This is a genomic window from Rubinisphaera margarita (genome assembly GCF_022267515.1).
Lineage (GTDB): Bacteria > Planctomycetota > Planctomycetia > Planctomycetales > Planctomycetaceae > Rubinisphaera > Rubinisphaera margarita.
Genome location: NZ_JAKFGB010000012.1, coordinates 1,026,532 through 1,047,324, shown reverse-complemented (window position 1 = coordinate 1,047,324; position 20,793 = coordinate 1,026,532). Strand labels below are relative to the sequence as shown.

The 20,793-nt window shown below is 57.2% G+C and carries 15 protein-coding genes; 11 read left to right on the top strand and 4 right to left on the bottom strand.

Annotated features, from left to right (window positions below; translation table 11 throughout):
* Positions 1 to 76 precede the first annotated feature (76 nt).
* The gene (locus tag L1A08_RS12385; protein ID WP_238756714.1) at positions 77 to 292 is read right to left on the bottom strand and encodes a hypothetical protein; all 216 of its coding nucleotides are present in this window, start codon (positions 290 to 292) and stop codon (positions 77 to 79) included.
* Between the two features lie 447 nt (positions 293 to 739).
* Between L1A08_RS12385 and L1A08_RS12380 the strand changes: the two genes are divergently transcribed.
* Both L1A08_RS12380 and L1A08_RS12375 read left to right on the top strand, forming a co-directional pair.
* Positions 740 to 892 (top strand): hypothetical protein, encoded by a 153-nt coding sequence (locus L1A08_RS12380; protein WP_238756713.1) that lies wholly within the window; start codon positions 740 to 742, stop codon positions 890 to 892.
* A gap of 226 nt (positions 893 to 1,118) precedes the next feature.
* Positions 1,119 to 3,110 carry a sulfatase-like hydrolase/transferase gene (locus L1A08_RS12375; RefSeq protein WP_238756712.1) on the top strand — a complete coding sequence of 664 codons (1,992 nt, stop codon included), beginning with the start codon at positions 1,119 to 1,121 and terminating at the stop codon, positions 3,108 to 3,110.
* Between the two features lie 623 nt (positions 3,111 to 3,733).
* Here the strand turns inward: L1A08_RS12375 and L1A08_RS22985 are convergent.
* Positions 3,734 to 4,072, bottom strand: a complete 339-nt coding sequence (locus L1A08_RS22985; protein ID WP_238756711.1) for a four-helix bundle copper-binding protein — start codon at positions 4,070 to 4,072, stop codon at positions 3,734 to 3,736.
* 118 nt (positions 4,073 to 4,190) lie between these two features.
* Between L1A08_RS22985 and L1A08_RS12365 the strand changes: the two genes are divergently transcribed.
* Positions 4,191 to 6,644, top strand: coding sequence for a heavy metal translocating P-type ATPase (locus L1A08_RS12365; RefSeq protein ID WP_238756710.1), 2,454 nt, complete (start codon positions 4,191 to 4,193; stop codon positions 6,642 to 6,644).
* Between the two features lie 925 nt (positions 6,645 to 7,569).
* Here the strand turns inward: L1A08_RS12365 and L1A08_RS12360 are convergent.
* Positions 7,570 to 7,857, bottom strand: coding sequence for a hypothetical protein (locus L1A08_RS12360; RefSeq protein ID WP_238756709.1), 288 nt, complete (start codon positions 7,855 to 7,857; stop codon positions 7,570 to 7,572).
* On the opposite strand from L1A08_RS12360, the gene L1A08_RS12355 reads away from it, so the two are divergent.
* From L1A08_RS12355 to L1A08_RS12335, 5 genes are read left to right on the top strand one after another with little or no spacing between them, the layout of a single operon-like run.
* Positions 7,856 to 9,100, top strand: a complete 1,245-nt coding sequence (locus L1A08_RS12355; protein WP_238756708.1) for a DUF58 domain-containing protein — start codon at positions 7,856 to 7,858, stop codon at positions 9,098 to 9,100. The genes L1A08_RS12360 and L1A08_RS12355 overlap by 2 nt on opposite strands.
* Complete coding sequence (locus L1A08_RS12350; protein ID WP_238756707.1) at positions 9,087 to 11,447, top strand: transglutaminase-like domain-containing protein; 2,361 nt, start codon at positions 9,087 to 9,089, stop codon at positions 11,445 to 11,447. The genes L1A08_RS12355 and L1A08_RS12350 overlap by 14 nt, the downstream gene beginning before the upstream one ends.
* Positions 11,444 to 12,430: an AAA family ATPase gene (locus L1A08_RS12345; RefSeq protein ID WP_238756706.1), complete on the top strand. Its 987-nt coding sequence runs from the start codon at positions 11,444 to 11,446 to the stop codon at positions 12,428 to 12,430. The genes L1A08_RS12350 and L1A08_RS12345 overlap by 4 nt, the downstream gene beginning before the upstream one ends.
* Positions 12,427 to 12,876: a hypothetical protein gene (locus tag L1A08_RS12340; protein WP_238756705.1), complete on the top strand. Its 450-nt coding sequence runs from the start codon at positions 12,427 to 12,429 to the stop codon at positions 12,874 to 12,876. The genes L1A08_RS12345 and L1A08_RS12340 overlap by 4 nt, the downstream gene beginning before the upstream one ends.
* Positions 12,869 to 14,431, top strand: a complete 1,563-nt coding sequence (locus L1A08_RS12335) for a permease (protein ID WP_238756704.1) — start codon at positions 12,869 to 12,871, stop codon at positions 14,429 to 14,431. The genes L1A08_RS12340 and L1A08_RS12335 overlap by 8 nt, the downstream gene beginning before the upstream one ends.
* Before the next feature lie 146 nt (positions 14,432 to 14,577).
* On the opposite strand, the gene L1A08_RS12330 is transcribed toward L1A08_RS12335, so the two are convergent.
* The gene (locus L1A08_RS12330; protein ID WP_238756703.1) at positions 14,578 to 15,852 is read right to left on the bottom strand and encodes a right-handed parallel beta-helix repeat-containing protein; all 1,275 of its coding nucleotides are present in this window, start codon (positions 15,850 to 15,852) and stop codon (positions 14,578 to 14,580) included.
* Between the two features lie 310 nt (positions 15,853 to 16,162).
* Here L1A08_RS12330 and L1A08_RS12325 point away from each other — a divergent pair, with 310 nt between their 5' ends.
* From L1A08_RS12325 to L1A08_RS12315, 3 genes are all read left to right on the top strand, one after another.
* On the top strand, positions 16,163 to 18,208 hold the full coding sequence (locus tag L1A08_RS12325; RefSeq protein WP_238756702.1) for a S9 family peptidase: 2,046 nt from the start codon (positions 16,163 to 16,165) through the stop codon (positions 18,206 to 18,208).
* A 553-nt stretch (positions 18,209 to 18,761) separates the two neighbouring features.
* Entirely contained in the window at positions 18,762 to 19,049 is a 288-nt protein-coding gene (locus tag L1A08_RS12320) for a hypothetical protein (protein ID WP_238756701.1), read from the top strand.
* On the top strand, positions 18,976 to 20,466 hold the full coding sequence (locus L1A08_RS12315) for a mannitol dehydrogenase family protein (protein ID WP_238756700.1): 1,491 nt from the start codon (positions 18,976 to 18,978) through the stop codon (positions 20,464 to 20,466). Before L1A08_RS12320 ends, L1A08_RS12315 begins: the two co-directional genes overlap by 74 nt.
* Positions 20,467 to 20,793 lie beyond the last annotated feature (327 nt).

Sequence of the window (20,793 nt, the reverse complement as noted above, 5' to 3'; positions counted from 1 at the left end):
CGTGAGCGATTCGCCGTGCGATAAAGAACAGCACCGCACGGAGCCGGTGCAACACCGCGTGCGACCACCCTGGCTGTTAGAAGAACGTCTGGAATTGTTGGGGCCGGATTTGTAGCAACCCACTTCCGGCTGGGAGAGTCTGCAGCGGTTCGGACTTCGTCGTCCGGATGTTCTTCGGCAGCCGAGCTCGGAGAATCTCGTACTCCTTCTTGAGGTAAGCCACCTGCCGGGCCAGTTCCTGGTGGGTGAGAGAGGCCAGCATCACGAACAACGGGTGCAACGTGCGTCGCATGGCGATTATCGTTGAATCCAGTGTCAAAGGAGCTTCCCTGCCGGTAGCGAAGAATATTTACACCCCGGACGTCAGCCGGTGCGCGACGAGTTTACCGAGTGGAGCAGGAGACCGGGATCGGGGCTCCTGCCAGGCCGGATTGCGCTCTCAAAAATACGCGCGCGTCATTCGGAGAGTTTCGAGAAATACGCGCCTCGCTCGATTCCAGACGCGGAGCGTTCGTGGCTCGGTCCTGAACAGCAGGATTGGCAGGCGGGGACACCAGTAAGACTCACTTGCTTCTTACTGAGATGGGACGCATCATGGGCCGAAGCCCATCAATGGGCGACTGCTTGTTGCTGCGCAACCCGGAGATAAACCTCCGGGCCATCCCGCGGGAAGAAGTGGAAATATATTCGTTACTTTTCGCGTGAGCATGATCGTAAAAAGTACTTGCCGGAAGCATCCGTGGGCGGCGAGCAGCCAATTTACGAAGAGCTGTTTGATCTCAAGAGCGATCCTAAAGAGCAGAAAAATCTGGCCAACGCCCCGGCGTACGAATCCGTGTTGAAAGAACACAGATCGCGCTGCCAGGTGCTGGTGACAAAATTGGCAAAATGAAGAACGCACGGTCATGTCTAGTCGCCGCGCCCTTGGGGAGACTGATTAGCAGGACATCAGCACCACCGTGGCAAGAACAGTCCTTACGAACCATCCATTTCAAAACACGGAATTCGTTCCCATGAAAATTCGATTACTCCAGTTTCTGTTTCTGTCGGCAGCATCGCTCTCGGTCAACCTCACCGGGCTGCTTGCAGCCGATGATCGTCCCGAGAAGCCAAACGTCTTGTTATTGCTGACAGACGACCTGGGCTGGCAAGACGTCAAATGCTATGACATCGACGAGCCTTCGCCAATGGAAACGCCCAACATCGACGCCTTCGCCAAAAAAGGAGTCATGTTCTGGCAGGGCTATTCACCGACGCCGGTTTGTTCTTCGTCGCGGTGTGCGATCATCAGCGGCAACCATGCCGCGCGGGCTCAGAAGACAAGCATCGTGGGAGGAGCGCCACCAGCTCCCCACAGTAAACACTCCCGAGTTATGGATCCGTGGTATAGCGGCCGGATGCCGGCTGACGAAATGACAATCGCCAAAGCGTTGCGGCAGAACGGCTACGCAACCGGCCATTCAGGCAAGTGGCATATTGCGATCAGCCACAAAGCCTTTCCACAGCCTAAGGATGTTGGGTTTGACTACACACAATCCAGTCGCGGTGCTCGGCGGAGCATGGACGATCGCCTGGCAGGATTCGCCACGAAAGAAAAGAAGGATCCGTTTCGGTTGGACGAAAACGGGTTTCCATTTCATCAAACCAACGAAGATGCCCTTACCTTTTTGAACGACAACAAAGACAAACCGTTCTTTCTCTACTACGCGACCTGGCTTGTCCACGCTCCAATTCATACGCGTTCGCAGGCTCTTCTGGATAAATACACCAAACGTTTGGGTACTGATCCAGCGCACCCACCTACTAAGGACATTCCCGGGCAGCAGAATCCATTTTACTGCGCGATGGTTGAGGAATTGGATTACTACGTCGGCACGATCTTTAATTACCTGGACGAAACCGAAGATCCGCGTTGGCCCGGTCACAAGCTCAGTGAAAATACTTATGTAATCTTCACCTCCGACAACGGCGGCATGGAAGGAAGTACAAAGGAACGCTACACCGACAACGAACCGTTGGCTCGCGGCAAGATTTCGGCGATGGAAGGCGGGACCCGTGTTCCGTTGCTGATCGCAGGTCCCGGCATTGCGCCGGGCGTTCAGACCGACGTGATGGCCAACGGACTCGATTTCTATCCCACGATCCTGTCAATGACCGGAACACCCAAGCCACCAAACAAGAATCTCGATGGGTGTGACCTGCTGCCGCTCTTGCACAACAACCCCACCGATGCCGAGCTGGTCAAACACGCTGACGGGACGACCCGCGATACGATGGTGTGGCACTTCCCGCACGGATCGGCGATGGAAAGCACGATTCGCGTCGGCGATTACAAACTGGTCCGCAATTTCGACCACGTCGGCAATGAAGGAACAGCGCCTTTGGAGCTGTTTCAGCTTTACGATTCATCCAGCGGGGACGCGAAACGTGTTGATATCGAAGAAGCGAAGAACCTGGCCGAGTCGAATCCGGAACTAACCCAAAGCATGAACAAGAAACTGACAGCCGCGCTGGCAGAGATGAATGCAAGCTATCCGTATTACAACCCTGCCAGTGCGACACCCTTGCCAAACCAGGACAAGGTTTGCACGGTCGAGTCTCATCAAAGACACGGGCAACAAGTGAGCGTGACCTACAAAGAAAACGGCGCCCGTGTCACCAACGCGGACTTGATCTACACGCTCAACGGCGGCGAACAATACGAGGAATGGTATCGCAAACCGGCGACTCTGGCGGCAAACAACACGGTCACTGTCGAGTTGCCCGTGGGGACAACTCACTATTATCTGAACCTGATCGACGAAAATCAGTTTCTGCGAAGTTACCCGGAGGTTGTTGGCAAAGGTAAGTCGTTCATTGGCACTGCTCTGAGTACTCAACAAGAACCGTCTGCCGCGCCGAACAAGCCCACGAAGACCAGAGCAAAAGGGAAGGGAGATCGCAACATTCCTTTTGATCGCTGGGACACGAATAAGGACGAGTATCTTTCGCTGGATGAGTACAAGAACGGTCTGGTCGGGAAATCTGACCTCGAAGAACGCTTCAATCGTTTTGACATGAACGGCGACGGCAAACTCTCGCGTGACGAATTCGTGAGGAAGAAACGGTAACCGATCCTTGGTTGTGGTAAGAAACGTTTCGGATGGCATCTCGGAAAACTCGCGGCGAATTGCAGTTTGCTTCCTGCGAAACATCGAACCACTGTGCACAAAAAAACGACAATATTATCGGGTCTTGAGCCGATTTAGCACCTGAGTCACTCTGGCTCTGCTGACTCCCATTCTTCGAGCCAGTTCTGCACGCGTTTTGACTACACCGCTGTCGAGCAGTTCTTGATATTCATGAGTCAAACGCATGCGGTCACGCTTCGGTTTTGCTGACTCGGTTTCAGCACGAATTCGGTTCAAAATGGAGTTCCACTTGAATATTTCGATATAAGGCAATCGCCGTAACCTCTTGGTACGAAAGGCACCTAGCTCGACGAATTCTTGGTTCGGATTGAGACCGCCTCGGGGAGGCTCCACGCGGGATACAAGGAGTTCAAGATGAATCTCGGCCTGCAGGACCGCCATTGGGCCGGAGTGGAAGGGGGCTCGGAATGAGTACCGTATCCGACGCAAACCGTGAGATGAAACCAAGAATTCCCGACAGGTCGAATCGGATCCCCCGGGAATTAGTTCGATCGGTTCTTCACGGACTGTTACCGTGAACTCCAGGTGACCGCATCGTTTGGTCAGGCAGCAGCGCCAGCCATCTGACGGCACTGTTCGGCGCAGTCGCGGCAGGCCTGAGCACATTTCTGGCAGTGATCCGTTTCATGCTTTTGACACTCCTGAGCACATGCATCACAGATCGACGCACAAATGCGGCAGACATCTTCAGCAAACTGAGATCCCCGACTCATGAAAGCGGCGGCCGTCCAGCATGCCTGGGCACAATCGCGGTCAGTGCGAATACATTCCGCCATTTTTTGAACATCCGATTCGCTCAGGCACGAATCGGCACAATGTTCACAAGCCTGGGCACATTCAACACAGGCTTCGATACAGGAACGATACTTTTCGTGCGACATCTTTTCTTCTCCTCAAAATAGATGATGAGCTGGCACGGTCCGTGAACGCAGTCTGCAATCAACGTACCTGTCGGCTCAAAACCCTTGGGTGCTTTTCGAATCAACTGGAGAGACCACGATGCCTGTCGATCCCATCTGTGGAATGAACGTTCCCGCCGACACGGACCTGAAGCTTGAGCAGGGCGATGAGGTGTTCTATTTCTGCAGCCCCCATTGTCTGGAGAAGTTTCGGCGGTCGTCGAATGACACGACAGAAGCCGTTCCGGACAAAAAGAGCTGCTGTCATCACGGGGAATCCGTTTCTCTGGATGCGAAGTCCCAGCCGGCCAGATCGTCCGCAGCCTATTACTGTCCGATGTGCCCCGGAGTGGAGAGCGACAAGCCGGGGGATTGTCCGAGGTGTGGAATGGCCCTGGAGCCGACAGCGCCGGCTCGCCCCAAGCCCGGTCCAATCATCTATACGTGTCCGATGCACCCGCAGGTTGAAGAGCAGGGACCAGGATCGTGCCCCATATGCGGCATGGATCTGGAGCCGAAATCGCTTCCCGTGGAAAATGAACAGGGCGACGCCGAACTTCGCCAGATGACGCTGAGGTTCTGGGTCGCGACGGCTCTAACCGTTCCAATTTTTCTACTCGCCATGCTGCCGATGGTCGGGGTTCCGATCGACCGGTGGCTCGGTTCGCGAGCTCATGTCTGGCTCCAGCTCATACTGAGCACTCCGGTCGTTCTTTGGGCAGGCTGGACGTTTTTCGTTCGCGGCTGGCGTTCGATTCTCACCTGGAACCTCAATATGTTTACGCTCATCGCGATCGGTACCGGAGCCGCGTACCTCTACAGTGTCATCGCGATCCTCTTTCCGGACATCATCCCCGAGAGCTTCAAGCATCACGGTCAGGCGGAAGTCTATTTTGAGGCAGCCGCTGTCATTATCACGCTGGTGCTGCTTGGTCAGGTTCTGGAGATCCGAGCTAGGCGACGAACCAGTAGCGCGATCCGAGAGTTACTCTCTCTTGCTCCCCCGACCGCGAGATTACTGAAAGACGGTCAGGAACAGGAAGTCCCGCTCGATGAGGTGCAGACGGGAGATCGGTTGCGTGTCCGTCCCGGCGAGAAGATTCCGGTCGACGGAACGGTGAGGGAGGGACGAAGCGCGGTCGATGAGTCGATGATTACCGGAGAGCCGATGGCGGTGCAGAAAGAGCCCGGTACATCGGTCATCGGCGGCACGGTGAATCAGACCGGAGCCTTCGTGATGGAAGCCGAGAAAGTCGGTGAGGATACCGTTCTCTCACAAATTGTGAATCTGGTCGCCGATGCTCAACGGAGTCGAGCCCCGATTCAGAAAGTCGCCGATACCGTAGCCGGCTATTTCGTCCCGGCTGTGGTACTGATCGCGATCGTCACCTTCGCCGTCTGGGGGATTCTGCAACCAGAACAGCCCGCGCTGGCCTGGGCCTTTGTGAATGCGATCGCGGTTCTCATCATCGCCTGTCCGTGTGCCCTCGGACTGGCGACACCAATGTCGATTATGGTGGGCGTCGGGCGTGGCGCGAAAGAAGGCGTGCTCATCAAGGATGCCGAGGTCCTCGAAACGCTGGAAAAGATCGACACGCTGGTCGTCGACAAAACGGGAACCCTGACGGAGGGAAAACCGAAGCTGACCGAAACCGTACCGCACGGCGACTTCAACGAAACAGATCTCCTGCTGCTGGCCGCGGCGCTGGAAGAGCAGAGCGAACATCCGTTAGCCGCGGCGATTGTCGCCGGGGCTCGCGATCGAGAACTCAGTTTGCCATCGGTCGAAGAGTTTGATTCCATCACCGGAGGCGGAGTTCACGGCACCGTCGCTGGGCGAGCTGTCATCATCGGGAAACGCGGGCTGCTGGCCGACCGCGGATTCCCTGACGTTGATGCTCTTTCCACGCAAGTGGAAGAACTCCAGAAAGAAGGACGCACGGTGATGTACGTCGGCATCGACGGGACACTCGCCGGGCTGCTGGCGGTTTCCGACCCGATCAAGGAGTCGACTGCGGAAGCCGTTCGGACGCTGCACGGACTGGGGCTGCGAATCATCATGCTGACCGGAGACAACAGGAACACCGCGGCGACTGTCGCCGATAAGCTCGGGATCGATGAAGTCCACGCGGGTGTGGTCCCGGAAGAGAAGCACGATCGGATTCGCACGCTGAAAAACGAGGGCCGCATGGTCGCCATGGCCGGCGACGGCATCAACGATGCCCCTGCTCTGGCGGAAGCGAACGTCGGCATCGCCATGGGGACCGGCACCGACGTCGCGATAGAATCGGCCGGAGTGACCCTGGTGAAGGGAGATCTGCGGGGCATCGTCAAAGCCGTGAAGCTGAGTCGGGCTACGATGCGAAACATTCGCCAGAACCTGTTCTTTGCTCTGATCTACAATGCACTGGGAGTCCCCATCGCGGCCGGCATCCTGTATCCAATCAACAACGAACTGTTGCTCAATCCGATGATCGCCGCGGCCGCGATGAGCTTCAGTTCGGTTTCCGTGATCAGCAACGCGTTGAGACTGAGAATGTCGAAACTGACTTGATGTGGCCCGCTTGCCAGTCGCTTCCCCAATTTTGCCAGCTTTTCTGACCGGTGGATATGCAATGAGATCAAGATGCCGAAGGCGCAGGATCGTGATGAGCGTCTTCGATTATGGCCGAGCGTGCCACTGCGGAAGCCAATCTCGCTGATCTCCTGGAGGCAGACAGTTCTGCTCCAAATCCGGACGTTCGTACATGGGCCACGTCTGGAACTCCCGCGAGGCGGTTGAGCCAGCCTTCGTGCATCGTGTCGTTGCGGCCGGACGTCGTACATCAGTCGGCGGTGAGCATCAAAGTAAGTTCATCGCAAATTCAAAATGATTTCCCTTGTAATCGAGGCGAGGCCCTTACATAATCCGCCTAGCGACTGGTCGGCCGCTTGAGTGATTTTGAGATTCCATGCGCATTGCTCGCCGACCACTCCTGACTTTCTTACTCGCCCTGGGGATGATCTCCCTCTGGACGGGAGGAAATGCCTGGCATGCGGTGACCTGCGATTATGGTCACCACTCCGATACGCGTGCCTCAACGATCTCTGCCGACAGCAAGAGATCTGCATGCTGCGGACATACTGTCCCTGCTGCGCACTCCGGGTGCTGCAATCACTCGCATGCGGGAACGACGCCAACGCCTGCGGACGATGATTCGCGACCTGCCGATCACGATCACGATCACGATTCCTGTCCCGTTTGTCAGTGGTACACTCTGCACCACGCCTCGATCGTGTTGGCGGCTGACGTAGAATCGATTTCTGCTCTGACGGGCCAGGTTGCTTCCGGCCCCTTAAGCTTTGATGTCAGAGAACCTGCTCATCCCTGTCAGCCACGCGCACCGCCCGAATGGAGCTGAGTCTCTTGTAGCCAGTTAAGGTTGTCGCGACGTTCCGTCTTTTGTTCGGATCCTCGCGTAATGCGCTGGTGAGAGAACTCATGCCTTCGCTTCACCGCTGAGAATCTTTTCACGTTCCCACAGCGTCTGGGACTGGCGACGGTCTGCCGAAAGGCTGTTGGTTCCGCTCGCAGGGTGGGATACTGAAACCCCGTCATCCGTGGGGAACGATCCCGATGCAGACGAGTGTTCACCCAGCCCTGGACTGGCGATGCTTATCGCGATCATCGCAATATAGGTAATGCGGTCCTGGCGGCTGTGCGGCGGGTGGAAAGCGGCGCACCCCTCCGGTTGATTAAAAACAATCTGAAGCAGGAGAGAGAACATGGCGACCGTCTTAAGTCACCAGAAGCTCATCAACCGCGTGAACAGCGCGTTGAACTATGATTTTTGCCCGTCGGCGAATCGATGGGTGTACTGGATGAAACATCCCCTTGTCGGGATGGCCGTTGTCGCAGTCGCTGCGGGAACCTGCGCGCTGTTTGTTTCTCCGCAGGCCTGGTTGCTGGCGTTCGGACTGCTGATGATTGCCGGTGTCGGGCTGCTCTGGCCGCTGCTCGGAATCTGGGCCGTGCGAGTCGATGTGCACTTTGACAGGGCCTGGGTCGAAGAACAATCGGTCGTTCCCGTTCGTGTGCTTCTCAGGAATCGTCTTCCCATCCCCATGTGGGGACTTTCACTTTCGAGGCGTGAGGACGACAACGAATTGCTGGTCTCTTTTGCCCGGGTCCCTGCCTTGCGGACGACGGAATATACCTGGCAGTTCACACCGCAACGCCGGGGCGTCTTTCCCGGGAATCCGCTTCAACTGGAAACCGGCTTCCCGTTTGGCGTCTGGACTGCCCGCAAGCCGGCGGTTGTCGATGGCGAGATCCTGGTGCTGCCGCGACCTGTTGAGATCGACACCATTCCGGAACTCGATTCTCGAGGAGGGATGGACGAACTGTTTTCCGAATATCGCACGGGCGACTCGGGCGATGTGACGGGGACGCGGTCATTTCGGGAAGGAGACTCGTTGCGTCGCGTGCACTGGGCAATGACGGCTCGTTCCGGTCGGCTGATCTGCACCGAACGTCAGGCAACAATTCATGCATCGGTGACCTGCGCGGTGGATCTCATTGCTGATCATCATGAAGGAGGTGGATCTGACTCGTCACTGGAGTGGACCATACGGATCTTCTGCGGAATCTGTCGTGAGTTTCAGGAGCAGGGCGTGAATGTCCGTGCCAGTCTCGGGGGAACCACGCTTCAACTCTTACCGGGTAAGGCGGGATTGCGAGCCCTGCTGATCGCGCTCGCCCGTGTTCCGCGCGAAGGATATCCCCGCGAATCCGGTCGTTCCTCCTGGACACGAGCCGACGTTGTTGTCGGAACAGAACGATCGTCGATTTCAGCGGCGGCCGTGAGTGTCATGCTGCTGGCGCGGAACTTCCGGGAGGATTCGTCTGAGTCGCTGGGGGACCTTCAAGCCGACGATGTCAAACGTGGGAGTGTCGTTCTACGGAACCGAGACGAGATCGGTTCGAGCCTTCGAACTTCATGGAGGAAAGCCTGCCATGCGGCGTCCTGATACGAGTTCAACGTCTGCGGACTTCGGCTACTGGCTCACCTGCGGACTGGTTGCGATCGCCCATCTCGCCACGGAAATCGTTGTCGGCGAACCTCATGGCCAGATTACGTCGATTGTGATCCGATTCGTCCTCATCGGTCTGCTGGTGGCGGGATTCTGCTGGCAGTCGATCCGCCGGCAATGGCAACCGAGTTCCGCCACCACGCTGATGGCTCTGCTCGTGATGGGACTTCCCCCGGTGATCGAGCCCTTTTGGCGGTGGTCGTTTCAGAACGGACATGCGTTCGAGATCCAGTTACTGATCGGGTTTCGGAATCTTTCGCTGCTCGGGGTGGTGTTTGCCCATGTCCCCCGATTTGAACGACTGGCGGTCTTCACGAGTCTGTTCTCCGTGCTGTTCTGCATTTCAACCTCGCAGGATGCCAGCATGGCATGGATTTGCGGGCTGTATCTGCTGACGGGCGTCACATGGCTCTCGACGACCTACTGGTCGGTATTGCGCACGGATCGAATTTCGGGCAGCATTTCGGTGGCACCGTGGTGGATCATGGCCGCTGCTTCGGTGCTGCTCCTCGCGGTGCTCTTCACGATCGCTCTGCCAACTTCCGTCCGGTTGCGGATGGTCGAAGGCTTCATGCCGAGTTCTGGGGGAACGGGATCTGCTGATGCGAATGCCCGGTCGGGAGTCGGTGATGGTGATGCGCTCGTCGCTGCAACACAGGAAGCACTTACGTTTGCGCCGATTGAAGATGCCCCGTTTCTCGAAAGCGATCAGCCAAGTCTCTACGACGTCTTTCAAGACACATACAGTCCGCCGAAGCCGCCCAGTCGGTTTGAACGAGCAGTGTCGTTGCCGCCGGATCTGTTCAAGCAGAATCATCATCGGATGGCTCAGGCCCGCAAGGCCTCCCGCAGCTTTTCGCTGGATCGTGAGCAGACGCAAAAGAAGGAGCACCGACATCTTAAAGACACTGCATCAGATGCATTGCTGCATCTCGTCGGGCCAGTTCCCGCTCACTTGAGGCACACAGTCTACGATCTGTTCGATGGAACCGAATGGTACCCCGCTGAGAAACGGACCTTACACGAACGGGCCCTCAAGGTCGAACAGCATGGTGACAAACCGTGGATCACCTGGTCGGACCGTCCTTATCCCATTCTGAATGTGCGGGCTGAGCGACACGCGCTCCGGATTCTGAAAGTAGACACGAATCGCGTCCTGGCCCCAGCGAATCTCAACGGCGTACATATTGACCGTTGTGACCGGGCGGATCTGTTTGAGTGGGCGCAGGAAGACGTCCTGGCCATGGAGCGCAGTTCCCTCCCGCCAATGAGTGTGATTCATGTCGTCTCAACGAGACTCGATTCCGACGAACTCTCCCGCAGCCGAACGATGCTCGGATTTGGACTCGAAGAATACCGGACCATTCCGGAAGGTCCGGGAATGCGGGAGATCCAGGCGGCGGCGCGGGAGTGGACACGTGGCACAACTTGCGGGTGGGACAAAGTGTGCGCCATCTGTGATCGGCTGCGGACGGAATATCGACTCAATCCCGATGTGCGTGTCCCCGACGGTTGCGAGAATCCCGTGCATTGGTTTCTCACCGAATCGCAGGAAGGGCCGGACTATCTGTTTGCCACCGCCTGCGTGATGTTGTGTCGGTCGATCGGCATTACGAGCCGGGCGGTCAGCGGACTTTACGCCGGCCCCAATCAGTTCGACTTCAGTACGCAGCAGACATCGGTCAGGGCGGAAGATGCTCACTGGTGGGCTGAAGTGTACGTCGGCAGTCAGGCCTGGGTCACTGTCGAGCCGACGCCCGGCTACGCCGTTCGCGATTTCCCGCGAGGATTCCTGGCACAGGCCGGGTTATGGACGTACCAGTTGGGCCGTCTGGCGATGATCTACTGGCCGTTGACTCTGTTCTCAATTGGTGCTGCCGCAACCGGAGTCCGTCAACGGTGCTCAATTCTCACCCGTTGTCAGACCTGGTGGTGGGACTGGAAGTATCGCGAGGCGGCTGCTTCGTCGGCACAGCTGCGCAGCATGCTGCTGGATGCCGGCCGCCTGCTGGATCGCAAACTGACTCTGACCGGGACGCCGCGTCCCGCGTCACAGACTCTGGCGACTTTTGTTACTCAGCTGCAGGACTCTGAACATGTTTCCGCTGACGTTAGCGGGCTCCTGAAGCGGGCCTTCGAGTGGGCCGCCTATTCCGAATCTGATCCTTCGCCGGTCGGACTTCCGGCCTCGAGAATACGGGAAATCTGTCGATCGATGCTGCATCGGCGTCGGACGAATCGTGACGAGGGGAACCTACAGCCATCAACGGGAACGAACTTATGAGTGCGTTAGAACTTCAAACTCCCGACCTGCGAGCCGAGGAGCTTCGCGAAAAGCTGATGCAATTGCGGCGGCGGCTCAATGCAACGCTCAAAGGAAAGGCGGACACTATCGAGCAGGTTCTCGTCTGCCTACTGGCTCAGGGGCATCTGCTGCTGGAAGATCAACCCGGATTGGGAAAAACGACACTTGCCAAAGCCCTGGCAGAAGGGGTGGGCGAACGTTTCGCTCGCGTTCAGTGCACGCCTGATTTGTTACCCAGCGACGTGACCGGCTTCAGCATCTTCAACCAGAAGTCGCATGAGTTCGAGTTCCGTCAGGGGCCTGTGTTTGCTGAACTTCTGCTGGCCGATGAGATCAATCGGGCGACGCCGCGAACGCAGTCGGCACTGCTCGAAGCGATGGCCGAACGCCAGGTGACGATCGACACGGAACGCTATCGGCTGTCTCCGAGTTTCTTCGTCATTGCCACGCAGAACCCCATCGAACAGCATGGCACTTACCCTTTGCCGGAAGCACAGCTTGACCGTTTCGCGATGAAACTGAGCATTGGCTATCCCGAAGCCGAAGATGAGATCGCCATGCTCAGCCGCGCGGTTTCTTCCGGAACGGACGAGGACGAGGAAATCGAAACCGGATTCGGCCCTGGAGACCTCCTGCTTCTGCAACAGGAAGTGGCATGCATTCCAGTGAGCCGCAACGTGCAGGAATACCTCGTGGCTCTCGGCCGGCTGACTCGGCGTCATGCCCGTGTTCATTTGGGGTTGAGTCCTCGCGGACTCCTGACGTGGCAGCGATGTGCCCAGGCCTGTGCCTATCTGGCCGAGCGGCGTTTCGTCACGCCCGACGATCTTCAGCACGTTGCGCTGCCGGTCCTGTCCGTCCGCCTCGGCATCGATGATCTCGATCCTGAACGTGTCATTCAGGAGATTATCAACGAAGTTCCCGTTCCCGTCGCTCCCAGCTCCGAAGGGACTCGATCATGAGTTTCATATACAAGACATACCCGAGACTCTGCGTCGTGGCAGCCTCGTTATTGCTTTCTGTCTTCAGTGGTTGCATATCGTCAAAAGAGGATGAAGAGCACGGCGAACACGTTATTCCTGCTCATAAGCCAGCCGACTTTGTCGTGGCGGTCGACATTCTTCATTCCCGCATTCATTCCAGTCTCGAGACCGAGGAATCGGTCCTGGAACTGCGGGATATTATCGGCTGGTTGCCTGAGCTGGCGGCGCAGACCGACCTTGCCAAAGACGAATGGGACCGGGTTCACGAAGTATCGAGAACGCTCGCCAACGTCGCCTGGAAGAATGGAGCCGTGACCACCGACGAGATCGAGCGAGAAATTGATCGGTTGCGTGTGCTGGCTGACCGGGCTGCCGAGATTGATCAATACAACTCCTTTGAAACGAAGGATGGCGACAATGTTTGAAGCGATCATCTGGGGGGCGATCCTCCGAGTGGCTCAAGCGGTCAGCCAGGCCGCTCCGTTCATTCTCACAGGCTATATCGTCGCTGCCGTCTTTCGGAAATGGATCGGCCCGACCAATCTGCGAAAGCTGTTCGGTGAAGGAACGTGGCGGGCCTTGCCGCAGGCCTGGGCGCTTGGCATGTTGCTTCCCGTCTGCTCGCTGGGCGTGATCCCCGTCATGCGGGAAATGAAGCGGGCTGGTTTGAGTAGCGGAACGATCCTGGCATTCGGACTGACCGCGCCCCTGTTCAATCCGCTGTCGGTTCTCTATGGACTGACGCTCTCGGAGCCGTTTACCATTCTGTCGTTCTCTCTTTGCTCTCTGCTCGTGGTCACAGTAATCGGAGTCGTCTTCGACTGGCTGTTCCCCCGGACTGCCGATTTGCCGTCCGAAGAGCCTCCGGTCCCGCAGGGGATCCGTCGGATCGTGGGGGTTTTCGTGGCCATGGGCCGTGAGTTCTGGAGTTGGTCGACGATTTACATTCTTATCGGGCTCACAGGGATTGTTCTGCTGAACGTAATTTTGCCCAAAGGCTCGTTTCAGTCTTCTGTCAACGGAGGGGATCTCTGGGCACCAGTTCTGATGACCGGCGTGGCAATCCCCGTTTACGCGACGCCGATGTTGGCGATGTCGCAGTTGGGGACGATGTTCCAGCACGGCAACTCGGTTGGCGCCGCATTCGTGCTGCTCATCCTCGGGGCGGGCCTGAATTTTGGAATCATGGCATGGATGCTGTGCGCCTACGGCTGGAAGCGATCGGCCGGCTGGATGGTCCTGTTGCTGAGCGTCGTCATCGGACTCGGTTATGCTTTAGAAAAGCCGCTCTATCCGACTGATATCGAAGCGGCCGACCACTCCCATGCGTTCGACGTCTACTGCTGTCCGTTTACAGCTGACGAGACTGCATACGCCTCCCAGGTCGTTCAGAAACTGAACGACGACCTTCGGGCCGAGGAACTGTTCAGCCTGTATGTCTTGTTAGCCATCGCGGTCATCGGCCTGGCCGTCCGACTGATCGGACGATCGTTCGATCTCGATCGCTGGTTGACATCCGCGGAAACTCCAAACGATCCGCCCGCTGGGAACTGGGATCTGGTGCTGCCCAACTGGATCCTTGGTGGCGTGTCGATAATGGGGCTGGTCGTCGCCAGCGTCGCGATGTGTTATGCCTACTATCCTTCTCCCGAGGAATGCCTGGACGAGATCTTTATCGTCAAAGGAGAAGTCCTTTCGGCGGCGATGAGCGGCAATGCCCCTCACGCTTTGTATTGGATCCCTGTCTGGGAAGACTGGAACCGGCGGCTGCAGGTCGGCGTTTACCTGCGGGGAATGGCTTTGAGCGACTACCATCGCATGAAGGCCCGGATTGTCCGCGATCAACTCGAGATGCTCGAACACGCGCTCGAAGACGATGAGCATGAGGAAGTCGCCCACTACACAAGGCAACTTGCCCGGGCCCACGGCCGGTTGACGCGGGCATATCAACCCGCGCCTTCGAGCACCGGGAAACTGTGACTATCGTTTCGAACTTCGCAAGCAACTGGCCGGACCTCCTTTGTCTACGCAGCGTGCGCGGCTGGCGAATCTTCGCATTCCGGGCGTCAGCCGCTGCGGGACGGAGAGCCGGATGGAGCAGGGCACGCAGGAAGCAGGCGTGAAACCTACCGAGCCGCGGACACATTCTCCTGAATGACGACTGCGTCCGTTCGTGGGCCCTCGACGAGTATCTTTGTGTTCTCGCCGATCAGCAGATTGCCACGGATAACGATGTTACTCAGTTCCGGTTCGGTATCGATGCGAATCGCGGCGATCTGATGGCTGTCCGTTTCGATGATGTTGTCGGCGATCAGGTAATGCGCGGTCGGAGTGTCGAGCTTGTCTCCGCGAGCTTCGTTAATTGTGATGTTGGCATTCCAGATCAGGTGGCGTTCTTCGCCGTTCTCCTTGCGTCCGTTGAGCGAGAAAGCGTTCCCAGTGACCACGCAGCGGAGAGAATCGGGAATCCACAGGCCTTCCCGCCCGCTCCCCTGGATCGTATTTCCGGTCAGCGTGCAGAACTGGCTGCCACGTTCAATCGTAACGCCGCGCGAACCGTTGTCTCGAATGACGTTGTTGACTGCCAGCACGTGCTGGCAGCTTTCCAGAAAATAGCCGCCCATTTGTGCGCGAGCGATGCGATTGTCGCTGATATGGCCGTTGCGGCAGAAATAGAAATGCGTACCGTCCGAGCGGGAGTTCTCCATTCGACAGCCCCTCACGACAAAGTCATGTACGTGATAAAGAGCGACAAGTCCCTGGTCCTCTCGAGTGGATCCTTTCTCCGGTCCTCTGCGAGTTGGAGGCGGCGCCTGGTAGTCGCCATAGAAGTTGCAGCAATTATCAATAATGGTGTCTTTGATCCAGACGTCAGTCGCTGGATGCTGCTCGTCGGCCGCGAAGATGCCAATGCCATTGCTGGAGAGATCGCGGATCTCCATGTTCTGGATTCGAATATTGCGGCTCGCCCCTCTCAGATGGATTCCCCGGATGTTCACGCCCGTTGACCACGAACCGTTGTGTCCCACGATGCTTCCGCCGGAGACTGTCAAATTCTCAATGTTCTCTCCGTAGAACAGCTGACCATCGGAGTCGCACTCTTCGCCGAAGATGAACTGAGCCCCCTGCAGTCTCAAGGAACAGTTGGATCGGATCGTCAGTCCCCGCGGATTGTCGATGAGGTAGACCATAGGAGCGAAGACGATCTCGCCGCCACGATCGGGAAGGGCATCAATCGCTCGCTGCAGGTGCTTCTGGTAGGAGACGGTACCATCTTCGACGTGGTCCCCGGGAAGGAAGTCGACGACGTGAATTGGACGGCGGTACTCTGCTGATCCGACAAGGGGATGCAACAGGATGGTGAACGTCGCCAGGAATCCGACCGAGAGAAGAGAGCGCATCAACGAACCTCGCAGGCGTGAAATGTCGAAGTGTGAGAGACAGGGGCTGATTTAACGTAGTCGCCCTTTCCTTGAGACGCCAGTCCCACAGCCCGGCTCGGGGCTCTGCCGAACTTCTGCGTAGAGCAAAGCTGCGCCGCTGCCCGTTTTGTATTGCCGCAGTGTCGAGGAGAGGCGGCCAGGTCCGAAACGAGTGAAACTCTCGGCGGAAATCTGCTATCATCCGTGACGTGGGGCAGTAGGATCTCCCCATACGATGCGACTGGTCGCTCGTTTTTCAGATTGCACCTTTCTTCTTTGAAGAGTTTCCATGTTGAACGCATTTAAGTACCACCTGATGGCGATTCCGTTGGCTATTGGTTTGGCAGTTTGTGGGAGCTTCGAGTCGAACGCTCAAGCCGAAACACCGTTGCTGGATCGGGAGCTGTTCTTTGGCAACCCGCAGATTTCGAGTGGCCAGCTGAGTCCTGACGGAAAGTTCATTTCATTCATGAAGCCGTATCAGGGCATCATGAATGTGTGGGTCAAAGAGTTCGCCGAGCCGTTCGATAAGGCTCGCCCGCTGACCGACAGCAAGCGTCCTTTGTATGGTTACACCTGGACCGAGGACGGCAGGTACATCCTGTTCGTGAAGGACTCGGACGGCGACGAGAACATCAATCTGTTCGCCGTCGATCCGAATGCGAAGCCCGCTGGCGGAAAAGAGACTCCGGAGTCTCGCAATCTGACGCCAATGAAAGACGTCACGACGCGAATTGTGCACGCCAGCCAGAAGAATCCCGATCTGTTGTGGGTCGGCCTGAATGATCGGGACAAGGCGTGGCATGACCTGTATCGGCTCAACATCTCCACTGGCGAACTGAGTCTGGTTTATAAGAACGAAGATCGCATCACCGGTTATGAGTTCGACTGGGATGACAACCTGCGGCTGTTGAGCCGCACGGATCAGGCGGGCAATGAAACCCTGTTGCGGAAAGATGGCGACGAGCTGGTGCCGATCTATGAAACCTCGGTGACCGAGAGCGCCGGAGTCCGTGGATGGGATCCTGAGAATGAGAACTTCTACCTGACCACCAACAAGGGCGATCTTGATCTGACAACTCTGTTCAAGATGAATCCAGAGACCAAAGAGCTGACGCTTCTGGAGAGTGATCCGGAGAATCGGGTTGATTTTGGCAGCCTGCGAGTCGACCGAAACACGCGTGAGATCATTTCGACTTCCTACACCGACGACAAGACGCGTTACTACTGGCGCGACAAAACCTGGGAAGCGAACTACAAGTTTCTCCAGGAGCAGTTCCCCGGTCGAGAGATCGCGTTCCAGAGTGCGACCAACGACTACAGTAAGTTTTTGATCGCCGTGCACGGCGACAAGTACGCAGCAGAGGCGTGGTATTTCGATGCGAAAAAGCGGGAGTTGATTCACCAATACACGCCGCGGCCGGAACTGAAAGACGTCGAAGAGCATCTCGCTCCCATGAAGCCAATCCGGTACGCGAGCAGTGACGGCCTGGAAATTCCGGGATACCTGACGCTGCCCACCGGCAAGGAGCCAAAGAATCTGCCGGTTGTGGTTCTCGTGCATGGTGGCCCGAAAGGCCCCCGCGATTCCTGGGGTTACGACGCTCAGGCTCAATTCCTGGCCAACCGGGGCTATGCCGTGCTGCAACCGAATTTCCGGGCCAGCGGTGGATACGGAAAGAAGTTCCTCAACGCAGGCGATCTGCAGTGGGGCAAGTTGATGCAGGACGACATCACCTGGGGCGTGAAGTATCTGATCAAGGAAGGCATTGCTGACGAAGACCGCGTGGCCATCATGGGGGGAAGCTACGGCGGCTATGCGACGCTGGCGGGACTGGCCTACACCCCCGAACTCTACGCCTGTGGAGTCGATATCGTCGGACCGAGTAATATCTTCACCTTGCTCGATTCAATTCCTCCTTACTGGGAAGCAGGGCGCGCCTTCCTGTATGGCATGGTCGGAGATCCGAGCACTGAGGAAGGCAAGAAGCGGATTCGAGAAGCCAGCCCGCTCTTCAGTGCAGACAAGATCTCGAAGCCTCTGCTGATTGTGCAGGGAGCAAATGATCCCCGAGTGAAACAGGCCGAAGCCGACCAGATCGCAATCGCTCTGCGGGATCGAGGACACGAAGTCAGTTACCTGCTGGCAGATGATGAAGGTCACGGCTTTGCCAAACCTGTGAATCGGATGGCCATGTACGCCGAGATCGAAGCTTTTCTGGCCGACCAGATCGGCGGTCGTTACCAGAAAGAGATGCCCGACGACGTCGCCAAACGACTGGAAGAACTGCGGGTTGACGTGAGCAAGGTTAAGTACGAAGCGGCCGAAGAGTAACAGGAGCAGAGTGGAAACTCGTTACTGGTGAGGACTGTTGCGATCGAAGGCGGAGCCATTCGCGCAACGTGAATGGCCGACTTTTTCTCCCGGCTTGGAATGGGGCAGTTCGAACCCACTCGAAGCCGGGAGTTCTCTTGCGCGTTTGTCCTCACAAGCTGGTCGCCGGCGTATCTGCAGAGAGTTCTTCTGGACGAACTCACCGGAGTCAAACCTCGTAGCAGAATCCAGTGCATCGAACGGCTATCCACTCGTGGCCGCTTCGACGAATTCTTTGGTGCGACGCTGTTAGGCACGACAATACGCAATCGGCGACATCCTGCCGCCGATACGGATCGCTTTAAAGGGCAGGCTTGAACGAAGGTGAGTCGGCAGCCTCGGCCGATCGCCGTCCCGCGAACTCGTATGGTTCTACACGCTGCTCGCAAGTCGGTACGGTGCGGCCCAAAGTTACCCTGAGGAAGAAGCGGCTGAACGTGAGTGGGATCAAGCGGTCCGAGACTATCATGCTAAGCAGGCTCTTTCAGAACGTGCTCCGGAACACGATTATTCAATGCCATCCCTCATCCTGCACACGATTGCGTGGCTGGCTCTTTCGGTCACGTTGGTGCTGGCTATCATCGTGATGTTCGCCAGTGCCGACATGGCCGATTACAAGCAGAATGTCGGGGTGTTTTACACCTGGAGCTTCGTCTGCACGATCATCTATTTCGCCGCCTCGTACTGGGCTCTGAAACGAACAAAGAAACTCAATCAGGCACACACGCATGAATTCGTCCCTCCCACTGAATCAACAGAACCTGTCGCGGCTTCCCGGGGAGATCACTCGCCCGGGGTATGACCGGAGTCGACTCACCACGGGAATTGTGCATGTGGGGGTCGGCGGTTTCCATCGGTCTCACGAAGCGTTCTATATCGACGAACTGCTTCAGTCAGGCGATGCGTCAGAGTGGGGGATCTGCGGCGTCGGATTGCGTGAAGCCGACCGCCGAATGGCGACGATTCTGCAGGAGCAGGACTATCTGTACACGTTGATCGTCAAGCACCCCGATGGTCATCGAGAGACTCGTGTGATTGGTTCGATCATTGATTTTCTGATGGGCTGCGATGACCCGACTGCGGTCATCGACCGGATGGCCGCTGAAGAAACCAGGATCGTTTCGCTGACCATCACCGAAGGTGGCTACAACGTGGATCCCGACACCGGCGAATTCGATCGCTCCAACCCCGATGTCCAGTACGATGTCACGAATCCAACAACGCCGCGACTGGTCTTCGGCTACCTGACGGCTGCTCTGCGAAAGCGGCGTGAAGCGGGACTGACGGCGTTTACGGTCCAGTCGTGTGACAACATTCAACACAACGGGAATCTGACACGTCGGATGTTGCTCGGCTTTGCCAGAATGCAGGATCCAGAACTGGCGGACTGGATCGAAAGCGAAGTCCATTTTCCCAATGCGATGGTCGACCGGATCACGCCGGTCACAACTGACGCCGACATCGAATACTTGAAGAGCGAGCATCATCTTATCGATCGGTGGCCGGTCGCATGTGAACCGTTCTGTCAGTGGGTGATTGAAGATCAGTTTTCCGCCGGACGTCCGGCTCTGGAGAACGTCGGCGTGCAGTTCGTTCCCGACGTGACGCCGTACGAGACAATGAAGCTTCGACTTTTAAACGCTGGGCATTCGGTGCTCGGCATTCCCGGGGCAGTGTATGGCTACCAGACGATCGACGAATGCATGCGGGACGATCTGTTCGCCACGTTCCTGCGACAGTTCTTCGACAACGAAGCGACGCCGGTACTCGATGCCGTGGCTGGGATCGACCTGGACGAGTACAAGCAGACGCTGGTCGAGCGATTTGGCAACCCGAGCATCTCCGACAATCTCTCACGAATCTGTCTGGGGAGTTCCAGCAAGTTGCCCGTGTTCCTGCTGCCGACGGTTCACGAGAACCTGCAGCGAGGCGGACCGATTGAGCATTCCGCTTTTGTTCTTGCCGCCTGGTGTTATTACAGCGACCATCACGCCGACCGCCACGGCAAGGCACTGGAGATTAACGACGATCAGGAAGCGGCGCTGCAGGAAGCAGCCCGAAAGACCGTGGACGATCCGCTGGCGTTTCTTCGCCTGAAATCCGTTTTTGGTGACCTGGTCGAGAACGAGAGGTTCGCGAATTCCTACGAACGGCTGGTCTCGGAAATCTATCGCAATCCGGACGTAACGGTATCGATGCGCGCGATCAACCAGACCTGAAACGACCTGACTGGTTAACTGGGCATGCTGAGCCGGCCTCATCGTCTGCCGATGGGCATCCCGGCTGGCGTAATCTTCTGGTGCCGACCAGATCGATCCACAGTCGGCGGCTGCCGCCCGCCTGCGCACTCATCGTGCTCCTCCTGGAAGATCCGGTCGCCGCGACGGATGCATCGTCGTTGACCGCTGTTTCTTTTCAGTTTCCGAAAGGTCTAATCCAAGGAACAGGAATGTTTGAATGTTCGCGATTTTTTTGAATTATGCCTTAGCATAGATCGTTCGGCCCTGTACGGTACAAGAGGCTGGAGAAGATGCCCCGATCGGGCC